At 49.2% G+C, this 6,000-nt stretch carries 6 protein-coding genes and 1 other annotated feature; of the genes, 1 reads left to right on the top strand and 5 read right to left on the bottom strand.

From position 1 onward, the window contains the following. From ACE6ED_RS22365 to ACE6ED_RS22345, 5 genes are all read right to left on the bottom strand, one after another. A partial coding sequence (locus tag ACE6ED_RS22365; RefSeq protein WP_410829640.1) for a hypothetical protein occupies positions 1-752 on the bottom strand: 752 nt, incomplete at its 3' end. 139 nt (positions 753-891) lie between these two features. Then, a complete protein-coding gene (locus ACE6ED_RS22360; protein WP_410829639.1) occupies positions 892-1,437 on the bottom strand; it encodes a hypothetical protein in 546 nt (181 codons plus the stop codon). A gap of 105 nt (positions 1,438-1,542) precedes the next feature. Next, positions 1,543-2,202: a hypothetical protein gene (locus ACE6ED_RS22355; protein WP_410829638.1), complete on the bottom strand. Its 660-nt coding sequence runs from the start codon at positions 2,200-2,202 to the stop codon at positions 1,543-1,545. Positions 2,203-2,300: 98 nt separating this feature from the next. Next, complete coding sequence (trpS, locus tag ACE6ED_RS22350; protein WP_410829637.1) at positions 2,301-3,293, bottom strand: tryptophan--tRNA ligase; 993 nt, start codon at positions 3,291-3,293, stop codon at positions 2,301-2,303. Positions 3,294-3,402: 109 nt separating this feature from the next. After that, positions 3,403-3,654: a binding site (T-box leader), on the bottom strand. A 55-nt stretch (positions 3,655-3,709) separates the two neighbouring features. Further along, positions 3,710-4,780: a glycosyltransferase family 4 protein gene (locus ACE6ED_RS22345; protein WP_410829636.1), complete on the bottom strand. Its 1,071-nt coding sequence runs from the start codon at positions 4,778-4,780 to the stop codon at positions 3,710-3,712. A 182-nt stretch (positions 4,781-4,962) separates the two neighbouring features. On the opposite strand from ACE6ED_RS22345, the gene ACE6ED_RS22340 reads away from it, so the two are divergent. Further along, positions 4,963-5,997: a YhcN/YlaJ family sporulation lipoprotein gene (locus tag ACE6ED_RS22340; RefSeq protein WP_410829635.1), complete on the top strand. Its 1,035-nt coding sequence runs from the start codon at positions 4,963-4,965 to the stop codon at positions 5,995-5,997. Positions 5,998-6,000 lie beyond the last annotated feature (3 nt).

The following is a 6,000-nucleotide window of genomic DNA, read 5'->3' as shown; positions in this document are numbered from 1 at the left end:
AATTCCCTCCATTCATCGTTCATAAGCTGTCCTTTGCTATAATAGGGTGTCTCTAGATTGTACCCGAACATCCTAAACTGATCACCAATAAACAACTCTTCTTCGTTGGTGTTTTTTACTGCAAATGCTATAGGACTATAGGGAACCTTATGTGCTTTTGAGGAGGCGTTCAACTGCTTCAGTGTATTTAAAAATTCTTTGTAGGTAGGGTAAGTGGGTAACAAATCAACACCTAAATCTTTGAAGATTTTATCGTTCTGTAACACAAAATACATGGTTTTAATCACCGGAGAAATGTAATATATTTTCCCGTGTCCACCTTTAATGCTGCTTTTGAGCACACCTTTATGTAAACTATCCTTATTTTCAATTTTATCCGTTATATCAAGGAGTAAGTCATCCTCCACAAGAGGGGCTATTTTATTGGGAGTCAGCCCTATAATTAAATCAACCTCCCCATTCTTCACTTTTTTATACGTATTATCAATTATCATTTGCTCTGTAAGAGTACCGTTTTCAGAAGCCGGATAAAGTTCCACCAAGTTAATGGAGATGTCAAATTTATTCTCTAGTTCACTTTTGAATTGGGAGTAGTTGTAAGCTGTATTCCCGCTTTCCGGCACACCAATAGAGATTACTATTTTTTCTTTATTACCATGCGCTTGTGAAAGTAGATAGAACAATAAAAACAATGCCGATAGTAGAAGAAATACGATTATATATAATGACTTTTTTGCTTTCAAAGTGATCATATTTTAGGCAGTCCTTTCTCAAGCGTATTGATGTATGGAGGAAAGGTTGAAAAAGAAAAACATCTGCAGATCCTATATTGGTGTTTAGACACAATAAGGATGCGGCAGATGTCTCTTAAACAGTAGAAATTATTAGAGACTAGTAATTAAAAACGCCTGATGCGGAAGTTTTATGCCCGGTGAAGTTACCCAGATAGGCATTGACTGCCGTGTTTTTTTGTACTTTAGTTGTAAGAACGACACTGGCGGAACTTTGTATTCCGGAGAGATTTTTACCGGCCAAAACACTGCCGTTATTAGCGTCCAAAGTTTGGTATGTAACCTGTACGCTTTCTCCGGGATTTACATTTTGTTGGTAAACACTGCTGAATTCAGCATAGCCTTTGGAGTTCAGAGAGAAAATTGTTGGTTTCGACCCGCCTACGTAGACGCCAGTAGTGAATCCCGGACTGCTATAGGATTGTGTAGAGAGGGTAGTGAAATTTCCATTAACAACAGCTTTTTCGACCTTTGCTCCTGACGAAGCCAGCACGTCTATCCCATCAGCTAGTGGAAATCCGGGTCCAGGAGAATACAATCCTACCGTACTGTCAGCAGGTGTAGGAGCAGGCGAAGCTAGTGCACTTCCCGAAAATGAGGCCACTAAACAGGTGGATAACAATAAAGTGTAGATTTTACTTTTCATTAAACTTCCTCCTTTTTTTGGGATATTCATATAGTACGCTTACTTGTAAAAAATTACAAGGGAAATTTTGAGAATTATTGTAAGTTGTGTTTTATAATACGCCGTTCATCCGCCAAATATCCAGCCAAGGACATTAAAGAGAATTGCAAAAACAGATAGGACTGCCGATATGGAAACGATAGCAAATAGCTGAGATTTGTTTTTTGGAATCAGAAGCAACAAAAGAACTATCATCACCAAGTAGATTGCCATTAGCCAAGGAATCAGATAGTAATGACGGTGAACAGGCAAGTAAGCATGACGGAGACCGAATCCTTCCGTTATCAATAGGGAGATTGGAAGAGCCGCAATTATATTGGAAAACAAACCTCTACCCCGCGCATACCACATGATATACGCACAGAGAGGCGATACTCCCGCGCAGATTCCCCAAAAAATGATCTCTTTTGTCGGGGTAAAATGAAGAAAATAGATGGTGTAAAGATAATAAACACTTAGCATGGAACCCAAGAAAGCAAAAACTTTAGCAGCCGCCATTTTGGGAGAAGGACTGATAACGGATAAAAGTGTTGCGGTAAATACCCATATCCCAAGACGCCCGCCTAAATCGTCGAAAATGGGGTTTGAATTAGGAGTATCTACTATCTTTGCTAACAGTCCTAATGCTATCCCAATAAGAATGGAAAAAATTACAGATAACGATTTTTGTTTGGCTGTTGATTTCATCAAATGTCTAGTCTCAATTAACTTGTTAAGTATACTCATAGTATCCCTCCGGATTAGAAATACCTGGCGTCATCTATTCCACAACATACCATTAATTAACATTTGTATCAATAAATTCTATCCAAAGAACATCTGCCTCAGCTTGAAAAATAATTAAGCCCCATCGCCTCGCGCACTTCCCCCATCGTCTCCCGGGCCGCAAGCCGGGCCTGCGCCGTACCGGACAGGATGATTTCATCCACCCGCTTGGGATGATTTTGATAAGATATTCTCCGCTCCCGCATTGGTTCCAACAGGTTGTTCAGGCTTGCCGTAACTTTACGTTTGCATTCCATACAGCCGATTTGGCCTTTGCGGCAGCTCTCCCGAATCTCCTCCGCGCCTTCTTTGCGGAAAGCCTGATGATAAGCGTAGATCGGACAGATGTCCGGATGCCCGGGGTCGGTCTTGTGAATACGCGCCGGATCTGTGGGAGCTTTCTTGATTTTTTCTGCCACTTCCTCCGCGGTGGAATCCAGAGCAATGGCGTTTCCGAGGCTTTTGCTCATTTTGTGGTTTCCGTCCAGACCAACGAGCCGGGGGACCTCCCCGACAAGGGGTTCAGGCTCTACCAATACAGGCTGATAGAGCTGATTGAAACGGCGTACGATTTTACGGGTCTGTTCGATATGCGGCAGCTGATCTTCCCCCACCGGAACCAAGGCCGCTTTGCAAAAGGTAATATCCGCCGTTTGGCTGACCGGATACCCAAGGAAGCCGTAATACATATCCTGAAATCCGCGTTCCTGAGCCTCCGCTTTGATCGTCGGATTATGCCGCAGCGCATTGACCGTAACAAACATGGAAAAATAGACGGTTAACTCCGCAATCTCCGGAATCAGGGACTGGACGACAATTGTTGCTTTATCGGGGTCTATGCCTGCTGACAGATAGTCCAGCGCCACATCCCGCAGGTTGTGCCTGATGAGCTCGGGTTGGTCAAAATGGGTGGTCAGCGCCTGAACATCCGCAAGCAGCAAATAAGTTTCATATTGATGCTGCAGTTCTATGCGGTTCTTCAGACTTCCGACATAATGTCCAAGGTGCAGCTTGCCGGTGACCCGGTCTCCTGTTAAAATCCGTTTTTTCATTGAATACCCTCCTGATGATCGAGATCATAAAAATTGGTTTGAAACGGCGCCGCCACCAGCCATCGTCCATGGACATCACCTCCTTAAAAAAATACAAAAAACCCCGTCCGCAAAGGACGGGGTTCCCGTGGTACCACCTTTATGAATCGCCGTAAAGCGATCCGCTCAAAGTACGGCAGGACCAAAAATCCTGCGATACCGCTCTTTTGGTAACGGGGAGAGAAACCCGGCAGCGTCTACTAAGCGTTCAACCCTGCGATTCGGAAGCCCATTCGGCATCAGGCGAGGATCGGTTCACAGCGGCCACCGACTCTCTGGACCCCGTCCCTGACACGTACTTGCTCTTCTTCAACATCGTTCGTGTATTCGTGTTTTCTATAATAATAGGATCCAGTCTTAAAATAAATGAGCTGCACTCAAAAAATTCCGAAGGAGTTCAGCATTTCCCGAAAAGACTTGGCATAACCGGCCGCTCCAAACTGCGACGCCATATGGGCCCGGCCCTGCATCCGGACCGATTGGCGCAGCGCCGGATTGTCCATCAGTTCAAGCGCCGCCGCAGCTCCGCTTTCGGGTGAACCCAGCGGATAAAACTTGCCCGTTCCATCGTGCACAATAAAAGCGCGGACCCCATCCGAATCGGTGCTTACGACAGGGCAGGTGCAGCACAAGGCTTCGGCAACAGCGTACCCAAAGCCTTCGGTGACTGAGGTAGACAGCAGAAGTCCGCCGGAATCGGCAATCCGGGAATAATAGCCAGCCATTTGCGTATTGGGAATGTGAATAAAGACGTTCAGCCGGTCCTGGAGTCCAAGCCGGTGCAGTTCTTGATCAAACGCTGCACGTTCTTCCGCGGCTGCAAGGGAAGGATCGTGGAACATCCATAAATGCAGGTTAGGTTTGCTGCGGCGGAGCAGATGGCATATCTTCAGGTATTCCCGCCAATTTTTGTTGGCCTCCAGACGCCCTACCCAACCCGCCACCGGGTCCTGCGGCCGTTCGCCGGGAATGTAATGAAAGGTCTCCAGGTCGACTAAATTCGGAATGATGTAGCGGTGCAGCCAGGGACAGACCGTTAAAAACAATTGAAACAAATGATCTGTCGGAGGCAGCAGTACGGCGTCCGCGTATGCCTTCAGATAGGAAGATACTGCGGCGATATATTCCGCGGCTTCCTTTTTTGTGCCCAGGCCCTGCACTTCATAAATTAATGTGCCGCCGTATCCAAGCCGCCGCAGCCGCTCCAGCATGGAGTGATCGGAGGTGACAATGATGGCGTCGTAGGCCTGCTGCCGGAGCAGGTCGGCAATCCCGGCGTCTTCGCCTAAAATATGAACCGGAAAGTCCGAAGCGTTCTGATATCCGGCCGCCGGCCGGAGGTAAAGCGCATGCGCTTCGATTCCGTTCCGGTTCAGGTGGCCGCAGCGCAGCCGGTTCAGCGTTTCCACGCCTCCGCTTGGCACAAAAAACGTAAATAATACCTTCATTCGTTCCCCTCCCAAGGGCGCAGCAAGCCCCCACGGGCCCCGCCGGTGCCTGTGGTATAGAATACGCCGGCCCGCCTTCGTTGGTGAACGATCGTGCCAAATCCTTTCAGCATAGACTCTCCTTCGGGATGCCATCCTAATCCTTGTTCCATCAAAAATAACTGGACATTGGAGGTTGGAGCATGCGAACAACGAAGCTCGGCATCTCGTTATCGGCGGCGCTTCTGGCCGGTATGATCGGCCTGACCGGCTGCGGCAACGGGGCGAACGACAACGGCAATGTGCGCACGAATCAGGCGCGCGGCACGCAGGAAGGCCGATTGGGCATGCAATCGGCGAGAGGCGGCGCAGCAAACGGCACTCAGCAAGCGGAACGGCTGGAGCTCAGCCAGGATATCGCCGACCGGATTACCGGCATGACGGAGGTCCGTACGGCCAACGTGCTGCTGAGCGGACGCAGCGCTTATGTTGCGGTGGAACTCGATAACGGGAACGGGAATGCCGGAGTGTCTCCGCGCGGTGTGGGCAGAGGCGATACGCTGAGCGGGACCGGACAAAACCGGTTGAATGGTACGGCGACGAACAACCGCAGCAATTCTACTCCATACGGCTTTGGATACGGGAACCGAAACACAACCGGCGGTACAGCCAACGGCATGAACGCTACAGGCGGCATGCGGCCGGGCGGCACAGCAGGCATGGACGGTGTTGCAGGATATAACGGCGGCGGGATGAATGCGGCCGGCACAGGCATGGGCGGTACCCTGGGCGTAAGAAGCCAGGGCGGTAACGGGATGGGAATGGCCGGCACTGGTGTGCAAGGAACAGGTACCGGAGTACCGGGCAGCGGTGGCGGTGGAATGGGCACCGGCGCAGGAACAGGAGCCGCAGGAACAGGGACTGTAGGAACAGGAACTGCAGGTACGGGAACTACAGGAACAGGAGCTGCAGGTATGGGTGCCCGGACCGGAAGTGCAGCCGGAGCCAGCAACAATGGCCTGACACATCAACTAAAGCAAAAAATCGTCAATGAAGTAAAACGCAACGCGCGGAATGTCGATGCGGTTTATGTCTCCGCCGACCCTGATTTTGTTGCGCATGTTAACGGCTATGCCGACCGGGCCCGCAACGGTTATCCGCTTGAAGGCTTCGTTAACGAATTCCGTACTCTGACAGACCGGATATTCCCGCATAGAATGGGCAATAATAACCGGTAACTA

The organism is Paenibacillus nanchangensis (assembly GCF_046543445.1).
Lineage (GTDB): Bacteria > Bacillota > Bacilli > Paenibacillales > Paenibacillaceae > Paenibacillus_AQ > Paenibacillus_AQ nanchangensis.
The sequence above is the reverse complement of the archived record's forward strand: the minus strand, read 5'-3'. Positions and strand labels throughout refer to the sequence as shown.

Excerpts from the sequence above, each read along its gene's own strand:
- ACE6ED_RS22360 (WP_410829639.1), bottom strand. The coding sequence starts at position 1,437 with ATGAAAAGTAAAATCTACACTTTATTGTTATCCACCTGTTTAGTGGCC.
- trpS (WP_410829637.1), bottom strand. The coding sequence starts at position 3,293 with ATGAAAAAACGGATTTTAACAGGAGACCGGGTCACCGGCAAGCTGCAC.
- ACE6ED_RS22340 (WP_410829635.1), top strand. The coding sequence starts at position 4,963 with ATGCGAACAACGAAGCTCGGCATCTCGTTATCGGCGGCGCTTCTGGCC.
- ACE6ED_RS22345 (WP_410829636.1), bottom strand. The coding sequence starts at position 4,780 with ATGAAGGTATTATTTACGTTTTTTGTGCCAAGCGGAGGCGTGGAAACG.
- ACE6ED_RS22355 (WP_410829638.1), bottom strand. The coding sequence starts at position 2,202 with ATGAGTATACTTAACAAGTTAATTGAGACTAGACATTTGATGAAATCA.